Origin of the sequence: Streptomyces sp. sk2.1 (assembly GCF_008120935.1) — a bacterium.
In the GTDB taxonomy this organism is placed as follows: Bacteria; Actinomycetota; Actinomycetes; order Streptomycetales; family Streptomycetaceae; genus Streptomyces.
Map to the genome: position 1 here is coordinate 64121 of NZ_RDBO01000086.1, position 15167 is coordinate 79287.

A 15167-nucleotide genomic window follows, 5' to 3' on the forward strand; every position below is an offset into this window, starting at 1 on the left:
GCCCCGGGAGACCCCGCTGAACGAGATCCACCTGGAGAACATGCTGGGACTCGCGCGGATGGGGGCGCGCGCGGCCCGCATGCCGTTCCACCGGTGTTCGTCGGGCGCGGGGACACCGAGCTGGTCGAGGATGCGGACCACCATGTGGTCGACGAGGTCGTCGATGGTGCGGGGGTGGTTGTAGAAGGCCGGCATCGGCGGAACGATGCGCGCCCCCATCCGCGCGAGTCCCAGCATGTTCTCCAGGTGGATCTCGTTCAGCGGGGTCTCCCGGGGCACCAGGACCAGCGGCCGGCCCTCCTTGAGCACGACGTCCGCCGCCCGGCCCACGAGGCCGTCCGCGTAACCCGTGCGGATCCCGGCCAGCGTCTTCATGCTGCACGGCGCGATCACCATGCCGTCGGTGCGGAACGACCCGGAGGAGATGGCGGCTCCCTGGTCGTCCGGGCCGTACGTGGCGTCGGCGAGTTCGGACAGCTCGCGGACCGACCGGCCCGTCTCCAGCTCGACCGTGGCCCGCGCCCAGCGGCTGAGCACCAGATGCGTCTCGATCCGCGGGTCCGCGGCAAGGCGTTCCAGCAGCCCGAGCCCGATCACCGCGCCGGTCGCCCCGGTCATGCCCACGATCAGTCGCATACGCCCCGTCCCTCTCCTCCGCACGGCCCGGACGGACCTGCGCAATATCAGTCGTACGAACCCATGGCCACGGCCCTGCCGGGCAGGGTGGATCCCTACCGGATTCGTGGCGGATTCGCGGTGGGTTCACCACGTCTTCCCTGCTCACGCTAGGGGGACGGGAGAGAGGCGACGGGATAGACTCGGACGCGAAATGAGCAGAAACGGACAGCTTGACGAGCTCCCGGATTTTCCGTTCCCGACCACTCCCGGCGGCCCTCCCGGGGTGGAGGTCACCGATCTGCCCGGCCTCACGGCCCGGATCCGGCGGCTCGGTGTGGAGGCGGACGCGCCCGTGCGCCTGGCGTTCCATCTGCTGGTGACCGTGCGCTCGGGTCGGCTGCCCTGCTCGGTGGACACCACCGACTGCGTCGTCGGGAGCGGCTCATGGCTGTGGGTCCGGCCGGGCCAGCTCTTCCGGCTCCGGCCGACGACGGACCGTACCGGCGCTCCCCGGAAGAACGGCGAGGCCCCGTATCCGACACCCGCTCCTGCTACCGCGAACGTGCCCATGAACGCGACGGTGGTCCTGTTCCAGGCGAGTTTCCTGAACGCGGTCACTGTCGACGCGGCCCGGCTGGACCGCAGGGCCTGGCGGCTCCCCCTGTCACCCGCGCCCGGTGCGGCGGAGCCGGTGGAGCGGACCCTGGAGTTGCTGGAGAGCCAGTACCACCGGCCGCGCGACCTGCCGTTGGAGGTCCATGTCGAGGTCGTGCGCCATCTGCTCTCGGTCCTCGTGCTGCGGCTGTCCCATCTCCCGGGCGGGCACCGGAAACAGGCCGCCGGCGACGAGACCTTCCGCCGCTTCCGGGCCGCGGTCGAGAGCAACTTCGCGCACAGCCATCAGGTCCAGGACTACGCCGCCATGCTCGGTTACAGCGTCCGTTCGCTGACCCGGGCCAGCAACGCGGCGGTCGGGCGCAGCGCCAAGGCCCTGATCGACGACCGTCTGGTCCTGGAGGCCAAACGGCTGCTCGTGCACACCCGGTTGCCCGCGTACGCGATCGCCGACCGGCTCGGCTTCCCGGGCACCACGGTCTTCACCCGCTTCTTCCGGCACCGTACGGCCGAGACCCCCACCGGCTTCCGACGACGGGCACGCGCGGAGCCGACCGGAACCGACTGACTACCGAGGACGCACGTGGCCGACCGGAACCGACTGACGACCGAGGACGGTCGTGACCAACCGGAACCCAGTGACGACCGAAGACTCTCGTGGCCGACCGGAACCGCGTGACGACCGGGCACCTCACACGGTCGGGGCACACGTGGATGCGTGGATACGTCGGCCCCACGCGCCAGCCAGGACATGCGCAAGGACCGCGTACCGACCGGGGCGGAGATCCCCGGCCCGGCCGACGCGGTCGGTCCTCGCGCGTCCTACGACTCCGTCGACTCCGGGTCGTAGCCGTACGGGCGGGTGATGATCTCCATGCCGTGACCGGCCGGATCCATGAAGTACAGGCCGCGCCCGCTGTGGTGACGGTTGATCTCGCCCGGCTGCTTCATGTGCGGGTCGGCGTAGTACGTGATGCCCGCCTCCTCGATCCGCGCGAAGGCCGCGTCGAACTCCTCGTCCGAGATCAGGAACGCGTAGTGCTGCGCGACGATCGACTCCGCCGGGATGGTGGCGAAGTCCAAGGTGACCCCGTTCTCGGTGGCGACCGGAACGAACGGGCCCCACGCCGTTCCGACTTCCAGCCCCAGTATTCGGGCCAGGAACTCGGCGGACTCCCGGTTGTCCCGGGCGTGGATGATGGTGTGATTCAACTCGATTGACATGTTCGGAATGCCTCCGCAAGGCATCTCGGCACCTCCATGCCTCACCCAGTCGGTGACCGGCACGCGATGCTGCACACATGATCGAACACTGCTCCTCGCGTTGTCCAGGGAATCTCGCGAAGCCAGACGACTTCCGGCCATCGAGGCCCACGACACACCGGGCCGTCGTGCCATCCGACCCGACCCCGCCGGGGCCTTATGTCAACATCATTGACATCTGACCGGACGCCCGGTTTCCATGGCGCCCACCACCCGTCGCCACCCGTTCCGGAGCATTCCATGACCGCAGCCGACCTGGTCTTCACCCGCGGCCCCGTTCTCACGACGGATCCGGCCCGCACCCGGGCGACCTCCCTCGCCGTGGTCGGCGAGCGGATCGCGGCCGTCGGCCACGACGAGGTGCGGGAGCTGATCGGCCCGCGCACCGAGGTCGTCGACCTGGCCGGAAAACTACTGGTGCCCGGCTTCCAGGACGCCCATGTCCACGCCGTCTACGGCGGCTCGGAGCTGGCCGAGTGCGACCTGACCGGCACCGTCGGCACCGCCGATTACCTGGCCCGGATCCGTTCGTACGCCGATGCCCACCCGGACCACGAGTGGATCACCGGCAGCGGCTGGTCGATGGAGAGCTTCGACGGCGGGCTGCCCACCCGGCAGCTCCTCGACTCCGTCGTGCCGGACCGCCCGGTCCTGCTGTCGAACCGGGACCACCACGGTGCCTGGGCCAACACACGGGCATTGGAACTGGCCGGGCTCACCGCCGACACCCCCGACCCCACCGACGGCCGGATCGAGCGCGAGCCGGACGGCACCCCCAGCGGCATGCTCCAGGAGGGCGCCACCGCGCTCGTCGCCCGACTGGTACCGGCGGCCACCCCCGCGGACCGGCTGGCCGGGCTGCTGCGCGCCCAGAAGCTGCTGCACTCCCTGGGCATCACCGGCTGGCAGGACGCGCTGCTCGGCGAGTTCGGCGGCCGACCCGATCCGTCGGACGCCTACGCGACCGCGGCCCGCGACGGTTCGCTCACCGCCCGGGTGACCGGCGCCCTGTGGTGGAACCGGGAGCGCGGCGCCGAACAGATCCCCGAACTGGTCGCCCGACGCGCCGAGTCGGGCCACGGACGGTTCCGGACGGGTTCGGTGAAGATCATGCAGGACGGCATCGCGGAGAACTTCACCGCCGCGATGACCGCCCCCTACCTGGACGGCTGCGGCTGCGCCACCGCCAACAACGGCCTGAGCTTCATCGACCCCGTCGCGCTGCGCGAGTACGTCACCGAGCTGGACGCCCTCGACTTCCAGGTCCACTTCCACGCCCTGGGCGACCGCGCGGTCCGCGAGGCCCTCGACGCCGTGGAGGCCGCGGTGACCGCCAATGGCCGGCGCGGCAACCGCCACCACCTCGCCCATCTCCAGGTCGTCCACCCCGACGACGTCCCGCGGTTCGCGGCGCTCGGCGCGATCGCCAACATCCAGCCGCTGTGGGCCGCCCACGAACCCCAGATGGACGAGCTGACCATCCCGTTCCTCGGCCCCGAACGCGCCGCCTGGCAATACCCGTTCAACGACCTGCTGCGTTCCGGCGCGACCCTGGCCGCCGGCAGCGACTGGCCGGTCAGCAGCCCGAACCCGCTCGAAGGCATCCACGTGGCGGTGAACCGAAGGGAACCGGGCACCGCCGACGACCGGGTGTTCCTGCCCGAGCAGCGCATCGACCTCACCACCGCCCTGGCCGCCTACACCGCCGGCTCCGCCCATGTGAACGGCCACGACGACGCGGGCAGCCTGCGCGCCGGGAACCTCGCCGACCTGGTGGTCCTGGACCGGGACCTCTTCGCGGCCCCGCCGGAGGAGATCGCGTCGGCGCGGGTGGAACGGACCTACGTCGGCGGCCGACTCGTACACGCCTCCTGACCGCGCGCCGCACCCGCAACCCGCAGCCCGCAGCCCGCAGCCCGCAGCTCGCAACCGTGCCCCGTACCCGGCGGAGGTGGTCGGCGGCGTGTCGGTGGTCGGCGGCGTTCAGAACATCTCGGGTTCCTTGTAGCGCTCGGCGGCGCCCGGCTCGTGCGCGCTGTCCAGGTCCTCCTCCAGGTAGAACTCGGCACCGTCGTCGAGGTACCAGACCAGGACGCTGCCGCCCACGACGGGGACGTCCGCGGGTGCGGTCGCGATCGTCTCCACGACGGTGCGGGTTCCGGAAGGTGTCCCGAAGCGCGCCTCCACGGTGAGCACCGGTCCGCCGTGACTCCAGGAGGAGCCGTGGCCGACGCCGACGACCTCGGCCCGCACCTTGGTTCCGTGCCCCCTGACGCGCGCGATGCGGTCGTGCCGGGCAGCGATCCTCCGTGCTTCACGCATCCGGCCGCGCGTGACGAGGGCGGCGGCGAGAGCGGCGACCGTGCCGATGGCGGCCACCACTGTGCGGGCCCTCCCGTCCTCGGTCACGAGGGCGGCGGCGCACGCGACGGCGATGCCGGTCAGGGCCGGTGCGAAGCCCTCGGAGTCCTCACCGAGCTCTCGCGCGCCGCGGCCGGCGATGCCGGGGACCTCGTCGATGTTCGGCGGCAGCACGCGGGTCCGCCGGTACAGCCGCCGAGCGACGCGCGAGCACGGGATCGTGAGGAGCGCGCAGATCGGCACGGCCAGGATCGTCCAGTCCCCCGGATCCCCGCCTTCGGGACCGCCGACGGACATCGAGACGATGCCACGGATCGCCAACAGCGTCGCGGTGCCCGCCAGGAGGGCGATCACCACACGCATCGCGTACAGCATTCGCGTCATCCCCTCGCCCCTTTCGCCCCGTGCCTTCTCCCACTCATACCCGTATACCGGATGAAGTCCCCGGCCGGGAGCGGATGCGTCGGCTCCCGGGGGGATCGGCCGAGTCGACGCAGGTCCCGGCATGTTCCCGCAGGAGGTCGCCCGCGCACCGAGCGTGTTTCTGCTCCATCAGCTTTCGCCCGGTGCAGTAGCTTGCCGACGTCGCCCGAACCACCGACGGGACCGACGAGGAAGTGTCGGGAAGCCGTCGAGAAACCGGAGAATCACCCATGCCCCGAGAGGCCCCGTACCTCGCAGTGGCCGACGCGCTGCGCGCCCGGGTCCTCGCGGGGGAATGGTCGGTCGGAGAGCGTCTGCCGTCCCGGGCGCGGCTCGCCGAGGAGTACGGGGTCGGGCGCAACGTCGTGCAACGGGCCGTGGACGGCCTGATCATCGCGGGGCTCCTCGAAGGACGCGCGGGCTCGGGCACCTACGTCCGCACCCCGCGCGAGCGCCTGCGGATGGTGCGTTCGCGACACCTCGGGCGCCGGGGCGGGCCACCCTGCCTCGCCGGCATGAAGGAGCGGGGCAGGGCCGGTGCCTGGGACGCGCACAGTCAGGTACGGGTCCCCGCCCCTGCGGCGATCGCCGAGCGGCTCGCCGTCGGCCCCGGGGACCTCTGCGTCAACACGCACTACGAGTTCCTCGCCGACGGGCAGCCCGTCCAGCTCTCCGAGTCGTGGGAGCCGATGGCCCTCACGGACGGAACACCGATCATGCTGCCCGAGATGGGGCCCCTCGCGGGCAAGGGCGTGGTCGAGCGGATGCGTTCCATCGGTGTGGTCGTCGAGACCGTGGTCGAGCTGCCGCGCCCGGCCCGTGCCACCCGGGCCCAGGCGAATCTGCTGGGTATCGGCGTCGGGGACCTGGTGCTCCGGATCGAGCGGATCATCTACGACACCGACGGGCGTCCGGTGGAGACCGCCGACATCGTCATCCCCGATGTGCGCCGTGAAGTGGCCTACGAGTTCGGGATCGACCGGTCATAGCCACCGCGTCGGGCAAGGACGTCAGGCAAGGACATCGGACGAAGACATCGGCGGGGCGTCCGCTGAACACCCCTGCCGGAACGGAAATCCGAGTTCGACGACATTCGAAAGCAGGTGATGTGCATGAAAAATTCTTCCTGGCCCGGGCTCCTCCGCGATCCGGACTTCGGGCGGCTGTTCGCCGCCACGGCGCTCGGTCAGCTGGGCGACCGCGTCATCTTCCTCGCGCTGCCCCTGGTCGCGCTCGTGGCCCTGGACGCCGACGAGTTCCAGATGGGCCTGCTGACCGCGATGACCACGGTGGGTTCGCTCCTGGTCGGGCTGCCGGCCGGAGCGTGGGTGGACCGCATGCGCAAGCGCTCGGTGATGATCGGCACCGACGCCGCGAGGTCGCTGCTTCTCCTGACGGTACCGGTGGCGTGGTGGGCCGGTCTGCTGACGATCCCGTGGCTCTACGCGGTCGCGTTGGCCCATGGGGTGCTGACGGTCTTCTTCGACGTCGCCCACATCAGTTATCTGCCGCATCTGGTGGGACGCGGGAATCTCGTCGAGGGGAATTCGAAACTCTCGGCGATACGCTCGGTGACCAGTATCGGCGGACCGGCGACGGCGGGCCCGTTGGTCGGCTGGATCGGAGCCCCCGCGACACTCCTGGTGAGTTCGGTGGGAATGGCCGCATCGGGTGTCCTCGCGTTCCGCATCCGGAAGCACGAGCAGAAGCCGGAGACCGATCGGCGTCCTCGGTTGCGTCAGGACGTCGGGGAAGGTCTGCGGTTCGTCCTCGGGCATCCCGTCCTGCGCGCGACCATGACGGGGGACGCGGTGTTCAACCTCTCCCTGGTGATGTACCAGACCATGTTGTTGGTCTTCCTGAAGAGGGAGTTGGGCCTCGGGTCCTTCGGCATCGGGCTCGTCCTGTCGGGCATGGGGTGCGGCGCGTTGCTGGGCGCGCTGCTGGCGACCAAGCTCTCGAAGCTGGTCGGGCAGGGCCCTGTGGTGTGGCTCGCCCCCCTGATCACCTGCCCGTTGACGGCCCTGATGCCGTTGGCGCGGCCCGGCTGGAGCGTGTACGCGGCGGCGGTCGGACTAGCGGCTCTTTCGCTGGGCGGGGTCGTCCGCGTCGTGGCCCAGTCCAGTTTCCAACAGGCCCTCACACCGGACCGCCTCCTGGGCCGGATGAGCGCGACGGTCCGGTTCGTGTCCTGGGGCGGTCTTCCCCTGGGCGGGCTGCTGGGCGGAATATCGGGCTCCGCGCTCGGGGCGACGGCCACGCTGTGGCTCGGCGCGGGCGGTATGACGCTGAGCTTTCTCCCGAACTTCCTGTCACCGCTCCGGTCCCTGCGCACACCGCCCGGGGAGAACGCCCCCGAGACCGTGCGTTGAGGTGCGCCCCTTCACCGTTCCGGGGCGCGGGCCCCAAGCCTTCCGGGGTCAAAACCCCTGCGACGTCCGGGCGTTCACCCGAGAGCCCGGTACTCGGCCGGCGGGCCGGTCAGCTCGGGATGGTCCACGGTGTACCGGTCCCCGTGGATCGCCAGCATCGCCCAGTGCCACGACTCGTCGTGGAAGACGAGCCCGCGGAACGGCGCGTCGGCCGGTTCGTAGGGGTACCAGTCCAGAGCCTCCGCCCAGGCCCTCTCCGGTGTCCGGTTGCCGTACCGCTGCATCACCCACGCATAGCTGCGGCGCTCGCTCTGCAGGTACTCGACGTACTCCGCCTCGCTCCAGGTCATACGGCGATTTTAGTGACTCGGCTCGCATCATCGGCCGGGCGATCGACATGCTGCCCGATGGGTGGCACAGACTGTCGGCGGGCAGACGTCGGCGTCCAGAAGGAGACATCCTCATGCTGCTCACGATCGGCGGTATCGTCATCGTTCTTTGGGTTGCCCTCTTCGCATGGGCAGGCCGGCGTCGGCGCAAGTACGGCGGTGGAGGAGCGTCGGCCGTCGAGACGTGGGGCGAGGTTTTCCACCCGTCACAGCGACACGTCCAACAGGAGCGGGAACGCCGACTCGTCCTCCGGGACGACGCCGGCTCCGGTGCACCGCCCAACTCTGTCGACCTCGACTCCGGCAAGGCTTTCATCCGCCCCGGGCAGGACCGCGCGAGCAGACACGACGCACCCTGACGGCTCGCCACGTGTCCCTGGCCGGGTCGACGTCATGCTGCGCATCAGCCGGATCGAGAACCGGCTCCGCAGGGCATGCCGCTGTTGCCCGGCGCGATCCGGGAGAACCTGGCGTGCGCCGACGAGGTCACCGGGCGCCGGGCGGTCCTTCGGGCAGTTCGAAGGCGGCGGCACGGGGTACGAACGTCGTGTCGCCGTCCTCGGCCGTCGCCAGTGCCGATACGTACCAGGTGCCGGTGGCCGCCCCGGCCGCCTCCTCCTCGGTGATCCGGAGTGTGTAGGTGCAGCGGGACGTCTCGGCCGTGGTGCGCAGGCACGTGGCGTCCTCCACGGAGCGGAGCTCCGCCTCGGTCGGGTCCAGTTTCGAACTCGCGGGCCAGACAAGGACCTTGAGGCCCCGGATGCCCGAATCGTCGCTCACGTCGGCGGTGAAGACGAGTGTGCCCGCGGCGGCTTCGGACGGGGCCGTGTAGCGGGCCGAGCCGTTCTCCAGGATCGGCGCCGTGGTGGTCGACGCCATGGCGAGGCCGCCCGCGGCCACCGCTCCGAGAGCGGCGGCGCCGATGAGGGACGACACGAGAATGCGCTTGGACATGGGGTTCCTCACTGAATTCCGGATGCGGCGGAAGGATCGGTGCTCGTTGGTTTCTCGGGCTCGTCGGTTTCCCTGATTCGTCCGTTTCCCTGGCTCGTCCGTTTCCGGTGCGGTCGGGCACCGGCGCGGTCGGTCCGATGTGGTCGAGCCTATGGTCCGGAGCTCCGCGCGGGCCTCGCGCCACGGGGTGATTACCACGTCGAACCGGAGATGGAGAGACCGGGAACGGAATCCGTCTCCAACCGGAGACGAGCCCCTCGCCTGCGGACACGGCCCGGTTCCGTCCTGAAGCGAACCGACGACCGGCTGCTCCCGGCCCCGCTGATCCGTGCCCGGGCGGCGGTGCGGCCCGGCGCCGGGCCGATGCGCGGGACCATCCCGTCCGCGTCCGCCCTTCTCCTGGCGAGCGCGGCCGCCGACCCGGCGGTGACCGGGCCGCCCGCGCAGGCCGAGGCGCGGCGAGAACGAATCGGAGGGCCGAGTCGGTGCGCACCCGGGTCGGCCGGAGGAATCCGCGGGCGGAGACGAGGAAGCCACCGCCCATGACACGGGCGCGGTCGACGCGCCGCGCGAGTGCCGCCGCGGCCGGGGCCGTCCGACTCCGGGCCGACGGAAACGGCCCGGCCCCATTCGTGAGCCCATAACCAGCCACCCCCAACCCATCCATTTCAATACATCTAAAGCGATTGGTTATGTTGTGGGCGTGACCGCCGCCACGGCGGCCGCACCCACAGGAGGACGACATGACCCCAGTCCGGAACGCCACGCTCTCCGTGCCCGGAGCCGAGCTGTACTACGAAGTCCGGGGCGATGGACCGCTGTTGCTCGTATCGGAGAGCGGCGAGGGCGACGCCCGCCGCAGCATCGACCTGGTCGGCCGCCTCGTCACCGACCACACCGTGGTGACGTACGACCGCCGGGGGCTGTCGCGCAGCATCCGTACCGACCCGGCGGTCCCGATCACCCTCGCCCGGCACGCCGACGACGTCCACCGGCTGCTCGCCGAGCTCACCGACGGACCGGTCACCGTGCTGGGCCTCAGCCTCGGCGCCGTCATCGGGCTCCACCTCGCCGTCGAGCACCCCGACCGGCCGCTCACCCTGATCGCGCACGAGCCGGTGGCCCCCCGGCTGCTGCCGGCCGCCGAGCGCGCCCGCCACGAACACGAACTCGCCGACATCCAGCGGCTCTACACGAGCCGGGGGCTGAACGCGGCCTTCGGGGAGGTGGCACGGGTCCTCGGCATCGACCTCACCGCCCAGGACGCGGAACCCGGCCTGACCGCACAGCCGTTGACGCCCCGGCGCATCGCCAACTTCGACTTCTTCCTCACCCACGACTTCACCGCGGTCATCGACGACACCCTGAGTGCCGAACGGGTGGCCGCGCTGCGGGACACGGCGGTCCGGATCGTTCCGGCCCTCGGCCGCACCACACCGCACACCGTCTTCGACCACCGCTGCGCCCGGGAGCTGTCCGCCCTCCTCGACACCGAACCGGTGGAGTTCCCCGGCGGCCACAACGGCAATCTCACCCACCCCGCCGCATACGCGTCCCGGCTCCGCGAGGTGCTCGCGACCGCCCCCGGGCCCCGGACACGACGGGACCGGCCTGTCAGTGGGGTGGTGCATGATCGGCATGTCGGACTCCACCGAGCGAACGAGGCGCCATGCCGATCACGAACCAGCAAGTGAACGAGGACTCCTTCCTGCACCAGATGTACGTGGACGAGTACTTCCCGGATCACATCGTCGACAAGGGCAAGGCGATCCTGCTGCGGCTGTGCGAGCGGATCGAGGCGGAGCAGCCCGCGGACCTGCCGGCCCTGTACGTGCTCACGCAGGCGGCGACGGAGGAGTTCAACCTCCTGGAGAGCGAGTTCGAGGCGGCGGGAAGCGAGATCGAGACCGTCGCGCGGGAGGAGATAGGCGAGAGCTTCTGGCTCGTGGCGATGGCCTACGGGTTCACGGACGCGGACGTGGAGGAGCTGATCGCCACCCGGGACTGGTGAGCGGGGGCCGCGAGCGGAGGCCGGGGCGGCAACGAGCCCGGCCTCGGAGTTCGGGGTCCGTGGCTCAGGGCTCAGGGCTTGAAACTGCCGCAGCGGAAGCTCCTACCGTCCTGACCAGGGCCGGAGAAACCGGCCCGGCGAAGCACTCGTGAGGGAGACGGAGGCGACGATGGCCTGGCCCACCGCGGAGGTCGCCCGGATGTCGGGCGTGACGGCCCGGACCCTGCGGCACTACGACGAGATCGGGCTGCTGCCGCCCGCGTGGGTCGGCAGCAACGGCCACCGCTACTACGAGGAAGGCGAGTTGCTGCGGTTGCAGCAGATCCTCGTGCTGCGGGCACTGGGCCTGGGGCTGCCCGAGATCGGCGGGGTCCTGGCCGAGCAGGTCGACGAGGTGGAGGCCCTGCGAGGTCATCACCGTCGCCTGCTCGCCGAGCGCGACCGGCTCGACGCCCTGGCCGACACCGTCTCCCGCACGATCGCCGAACTGGAGCAGTCCAGGAAGGACGGCAGAGCCATGACCACCATCAACCGACCGGAGAACCTCTTCGAGGGCGTCCGGCCCGCCCAGTACGAGGAGAGCCTGCGGGACTTCCCCGGGCTGGCCGAGGACATCGAGCGGTACACCTCGACGATGAGCGAGGACCGGATCGAGACCGGGCACCGCGAGCGCACGGCGCAGATGATCCGGCTGGCCGAGCTGCTGGTCGCGGGCGTGCCCGCCGACGCCGCCCCGGTGCAGGCCGAGATCGATGCCCAGTACCGGGCACTGACCGGGCTCCGGGCGGTCTCCGTCGAGGAGTACCGCGCGATCGGACGCTCCTGCGTGGACAACGAGCAGTGGCGTGCGGCGTACGAGTCGATCGCGACGGGCCTGGCCGCGTACCAGCGGGACGCCATCGAGGCGTACGCCACGACCCGACTGGGCTGAGCACCCCGTACCCCTGCCGTCCGCAGGCACCGGACTCCGGTGCCTGCGGCGCCTGCGGAACGGCGTCACGCCTCGCGCACCCGGGTCAGCGGCTCCATCAGCCGTCGGCTCTCCGCTGATCCCCCGCACCCCCGTTCCCCTGACCGTGTTTCAGTCGAACACCGAGACCTGGGCGCGGTGGTGTCGCGGAGCGTCGATCTCGTCCAGCAGCGCCACCGCCAGATCCGCGTAGGACAGGTGTGCCGGGCCCGTCTCCGGCACAGCTTCTCCCCCGGTGCGGTAGCGGCCGGTCCGGGGAGCGTCCGCCTCCAGCAGAGCCGGCGGGGTCAGCACGAGCCAGTCGACCGGTGTCCTTGCCGCCCGGAGCCTTTCCAGCCCGGCCCGGTGCGCGAGGGCGAACGGCCGGATCTGTGGCGGGAACAGCTCGGGATCGTCCATCACCAGCCCGCCGCCGGGGGTTTCGAGGTTCGCGAACAGGCCGACCACGACGAGCCGCGGCACCCGCGCCTCCGCGAGGCCCCGCAGCAGCGCGTCGGCGGCCCGGACGAAGAACTCGGGGTCGAGACCGTCGAAACCCTGCTCGGGCCCCGAGAACGGACTCACCGCATGCACCGCGGCGGCATGCCCGCCGCTCGCCCCGGCCACCGAGCGCGGGTCCCTGATGTCGCCGCGGAGGACACGGATGCCATCCGCCTCGATGCCTGCGTGCTTCTCGGGGTCGCGGACAACCGCGGTGACCAGGTGCCCGCGGGCACGTGCCTCGGCGGTGACGGCCCGGCCCGCGCGGCCACCGGCCCCGAAAACAACGATCTCACTCATGTGTGCCCCTCCCGGCGGCGACTTCCACCACCGGGAAGGACGGTATCCAGAAGATACTGGTTACCTCAAAGATACTGGGGCTACCCTCGCGTCCATGACCGAGCCGTTGGATCCCGAAATGTTCGACCCCATCTGCCCGTCCAACGCCATGCCGATCCGGATCGGCGACAAATGGACGGGGATGGTCGTGCTCTGCCTGGAGGACGGGGCACGGAGGTTCAGCGACCTCCGGACGCCCCTGCGGGGCATCACCCCGAAGGTGCTCACCCAGACCCTGCGGTCCATGGAGCGCGACGGCCTGGTGACCCGCACCGCGTACGACGAGAACCCGCCCCGGGTCGAGTACGAGCTGACGGCGCTGGGGCGCAGCCTCTTCCCGCTGATCGCGGCCGCGCGGGCCTGGAGCAGGGAACATCTGCCCTCCCTGCTCCGGGCCCGCGCCTCGTACGGGACACCGCCCGACGGGGTCCCGCTCCGGCCACGACCGGCCACCGGCGCCGACCGGCCGGAGTCCGTCACCTCGACATGATGAAGTAGCGATGGTCATGGGCTTTCCCGGGGGCGGCGAGCGGTCGGGGCGGTCATTCGGGGCGGGCCGCGGTGACCAGCCAGGCGGTGCTGAGCAGGCGGACCGATCCGTTCTCCTCGTGGTCGCGCAGGTGCTCCTCCAGTGCTTCGCGGGCACGGTCCGCGGCCTCCCGGGACACCTGACCGGTCAGATGGCGCCCCGGTCCGGTGCCCAGAAGGAAGGCCGCCGCTTCCTCGGCGTTCCGCCCCCAGTTCCCGTACGCCTCGACCCGTCGCAGAGCCGTGCGTACGAAACCGGCTCCGGACAGCACCTCACGGATGCGGTCCGGGTCCGCCAGGGAGAACATCCCGGGGCGCCCCGGTACTCCGAAGTCCCCGAGGGGCAGGTGGTCCCGCAGCGCCGTCATGGCCCGCACCCACCCGTTGAGGTCGGCGTCCGCGGCGCAGATGAACGCCAGCCGGCCGCCGGGGCGCAGGGCGCCTCCGATGTTGGCGAACGCGGCCGTGGGGTCGGCGAAGAACATCACCCCGTAGCGGCTGACCGCCGCGTCGAAGGCGCCGGGTCCGAAGGGGTGGACCTGGGCGTCCGCGTGCTCGAACGTCACGTTGCCGAGGCCCTCCCGCTCCGCGCTCGCGCGGGCGCGTTCGAGCATGGGGTCCGACAGGTCGACACCGAGGGCCCGTCCGTTCACCGCCCGGCGCGCGGCGAGCCGCGTCGTCCGCCCCGATCCGCATCCGACGTCGAGCACCCGGTCGTGCCCGCCGATGGCCGCGGCGGTGAGCAACGGCTGGTCGAAGCCCGCGTTCACGGCGTCCCAACGGTCCTGGTTGCGGGCCCAGTACGTGCCTTCGTAGCCGTTCCACGCCTGGGCCTGTTCGGTGTTGACGACGTTGCGCATCGGGTGCCTTCCTGTCGGACGCCGGGTGGGCGAGCCTATGATGGGCGTGTGCCCATACAGTATGGGCACACGCCCATACCGGCAATCCCCAAAGTGACCGGGGCGGACAGCGACAACATCGGGAGGGGCTCATGTCACCGCGTGGAGTGGCGATGCCCGACGTCAGGGAGCGGCTGTTCGCCGCCGCGGAGCGCGTGCTGGAACGGGACGGTCCGGGTGCCCTGACCAGCAGGGCGATCACCACCGAGGCGGGCTGCGCCAAGGGCATGCTGCACGCCCGCTTCGCCGGGCTGGACGAGTTCGTCGCCGAGCTGTGCCTGGACAGGTTCGCGCGCACCGCGCGGCTGGCCGAGGAGCTTCCCGGTCTGGCGGGCTCGGACACGGTGGTGGCGAACCTCATGGGCGTCGCCACCGCGCTGTTCGACTCCGGCGGCCCCGTGATCGCCGGTCTGGCCATGACGCGCCCGGCCGCCGCCCTCCGGATACGCCAGGAACTGGAGGGCGGGGCACCGGGGTTCGCGGCCGTCCAGGAAGCGATCGCGCGTTATCTGGACGCCGAACAGCGTCTCGGCCGCATCGCGGAGGGCACCGACACGGCCGCTGTCGCGCTCGCGCTGGTCGGAGCCGTTCACCATCTCCTGATGACCGGTTGGCCCGGCGCGCCGGATCCGCGCGAGCAGGTGGACGGGCTGGTGGCCATGCTGGTGAGCGGGGCCACCGGGTCCGTGCGCGGCGGTACTCCGGCCGAGGAGTGACGCCCGGGCCCGACGACCCCGGCGACCGGGCCCGGCACCCTGACGACCGGCCCGTCGCGACCGGACCCGGCGAAGGGGCGCCCCGCAAAAGGTGCGTCCCGCAAAAGAGTTCGCCCCGTCGGGCCCGGTCCTCTACGCTCCCCGCAGCGGGACTGCGCAGTTCCCGCAGGTTGCGGGGCTGTGGCAGAGCGGCCCATTGCGATCGGTGTGGGTGAGGCCCTCCCACATC

17 protein-coding genes are annotated in these 15167 nt (G+C 71.3%); 10 read left to right on the plus strand and 7 right to left on the minus strand.

All coding sequences use genetic code 11. The annotated features are described in order from the left end of the window. On the minus strand, positions 1–636 hold a 636-nt coding region (locus tag EAO76_RS39215; protein ID WP_148841099.1), incomplete at its 3' end, for a non-oxidative hydroxyarylic acid decarboxylases subunit B. Between the two features lie 193 nt (positions 637–829). Between EAO76_RS39215 and EAO76_RS39220 the strand changes: the two genes are divergently transcribed. Continuing rightward, positions 830–1801: an AraC family transcriptional regulator gene (locus EAO76_RS39220; RefSeq protein WP_148841016.1), complete on the plus strand. Its 972-nt coding sequence runs from the start codon at positions 830–832 to the stop codon at positions 1799–1801. Between the two features lie 254 nt (positions 1802–2055). Here the strand turns inward: EAO76_RS39220 and EAO76_RS39225 are convergent, their stop codons facing one another. Next, the gene (locus tag EAO76_RS39225; RefSeq protein ID WP_148841017.1) at positions 2056–2457 is read right to left on the minus strand and encodes a VOC family protein; all 402 of its coding nucleotides are present in this window, start codon (positions 2455–2457) and stop codon (positions 2056–2058) included. 279 nt (positions 2458–2736) lie between these two features. On the opposite strand from EAO76_RS39225, the gene EAO76_RS39230 reads away from it, so the two are divergent. Continuing rightward, positions 2737–4371 carry an amidohydrolase gene (locus tag EAO76_RS39230; RefSeq protein WP_148841018.1) on the plus strand — a complete coding sequence of 545 codons (1635 nt, stop codon included), beginning with the start codon at positions 2737–2739 and terminating at the stop codon, positions 4369–4371. 108 nt (positions 4372–4479) lie between these two features. Here EAO76_RS39230 and EAO76_RS39235 read toward each other — a convergent pair whose 3' ends face one another. Then, positions 4480–5241, minus strand: coding sequence for a hypothetical protein (locus EAO76_RS39235; protein ID WP_148841019.1), 762 nt, complete (start codon positions 5239–5241; stop codon positions 4480–4482). Positions 5242–5510: 269 nt separating this feature from the next. Between EAO76_RS39235 and EAO76_RS39240 the strand changes: the two genes are divergently transcribed. Next, positions 5511–6269, plus strand: coding sequence for a GntR family transcriptional regulator (locus EAO76_RS39240; RefSeq protein WP_148841020.1), 759 nt, complete (start codon positions 5511–5513; stop codon positions 6267–6269). A 123-nt stretch (positions 6270–6392) separates the two neighbouring features. Then, positions 6393–7652: an MFS transporter gene (locus tag EAO76_RS39245; RefSeq protein ID WP_148841021.1), complete on the plus strand. Its 1260-nt coding sequence runs from the start codon at positions 6393–6395 to the stop codon at positions 7650–7652. A gap of 74 nt (positions 7653–7726) precedes the next feature. Here EAO76_RS39245 and EAO76_RS39250 read toward each other — a convergent pair whose 3' ends face one another. Next, positions 7727–8002 carry a hypothetical protein gene (locus tag EAO76_RS39250; protein WP_148841022.1) on the minus strand — a complete coding sequence of 92 codons (276 nt, stop codon included), beginning with the start codon at positions 8000–8002 and terminating at the stop codon, positions 7727–7729. A 113-nt stretch (positions 8003–8115) separates the two neighbouring features. Between EAO76_RS39250 and EAO76_RS39255 the strand changes: the two genes are divergently transcribed. Next, positions 8116–8400 carry a DUF6191 domain-containing protein gene (locus tag EAO76_RS39255; protein ID WP_148841023.1) on the plus strand — a complete coding sequence of 95 codons (285 nt, stop codon included), beginning with the start codon at positions 8116–8118 and terminating at the stop codon, positions 8398–8400. 127 nt (positions 8401–8527) lie between these two features. On the opposite strand, the gene EAO76_RS39260 is transcribed toward EAO76_RS39255, so the two are convergent. Beyond that, a complete protein-coding gene (locus tag EAO76_RS39260; RefSeq protein WP_148841024.1) occupies positions 8528–8995 on the minus strand; it encodes a DUF5707 domain-containing protein in 468 nt (155 codons plus the stop codon). Between the two features lie 743 nt (positions 8996–9738). On the opposite strand from EAO76_RS39260, the gene EAO76_RS39270 reads away from it, so the two are divergent. The 3 genes from EAO76_RS39270 to EAO76_RS39280 all read left to right on the plus strand — a co-directional run bounded on the left by EAO76_RS39270 (position 9739) and on the right by EAO76_RS39280 (position 11937). Next, positions 9739–10689 carry an alpha/beta fold hydrolase gene (locus EAO76_RS39270; protein WP_148841025.1) on the plus strand — a complete coding sequence of 317 codons (951 nt, stop codon included), beginning with the start codon at positions 9739–9741 and terminating at the stop codon, positions 10687–10689. Next, positions 10665–11006, plus strand: coding sequence for a DUF5713 family protein (locus EAO76_RS39275; RefSeq protein ID WP_148841026.1), 342 nt, complete (start codon positions 10665–10667; stop codon positions 11004–11006). The genes EAO76_RS39270 and EAO76_RS39275 overlap by 25 nt, the downstream gene beginning before the upstream one ends. 169 nt (positions 11007–11175) lie before the next feature. Further along, the gene (locus tag EAO76_RS39280; RefSeq protein WP_148841027.1) at positions 11176–11937 is read left to right on the plus strand and encodes a MerR family transcriptional regulator; all 762 of its coding nucleotides are present in this window, start codon (positions 11176–11178) and stop codon (positions 11935–11937) included. A gap of 150 nt (positions 11938–12087) precedes the next feature. Here EAO76_RS39280 and EAO76_RS39285 read toward each other — a convergent pair whose 3' ends face one another. Then, positions 12088–12756 carry an NAD(P)-dependent oxidoreductase gene (locus EAO76_RS39285; RefSeq protein ID WP_148841028.1) on the minus strand — a complete coding sequence of 223 codons (669 nt, stop codon included), beginning with the start codon at positions 12754–12756 and terminating at the stop codon, positions 12088–12090. Between the two features lie 94 nt (positions 12757–12850). On the opposite strand from EAO76_RS39285, the gene EAO76_RS39290 reads away from it, so the two are divergent. Beyond that, a complete protein-coding gene (locus EAO76_RS39290; protein WP_148841029.1) occupies positions 12851–13285 on the plus strand; it encodes a helix-turn-helix domain-containing protein in 435 nt (144 codons plus the stop codon). Between the two features lie 52 nt (positions 13286–13337). Here the strand turns inward: EAO76_RS39290 and EAO76_RS39295 are convergent, their stop codons facing one another. Next, positions 13338–14183 (minus strand): class I SAM-dependent methyltransferase, encoded by an 846-nt coding sequence (locus tag EAO76_RS39295; RefSeq protein WP_148841030.1) that lies wholly within the window; start codon positions 14181–14183, stop codon positions 13338–13340. A gap of 131 nt (positions 14184–14314) precedes the next feature. On the opposite strand from EAO76_RS39295, the gene EAO76_RS39300 reads away from it, so the two are divergent. Beyond that, positions 14315–14938, plus strand: coding sequence for a TetR/AcrR family transcriptional regulator (locus EAO76_RS39300; RefSeq protein WP_148841031.1), 624 nt, complete (start codon positions 14315–14317; stop codon positions 14936–14938). The last annotated feature ends 229 nt before the right edge of the window (positions 14939–15167 follow it).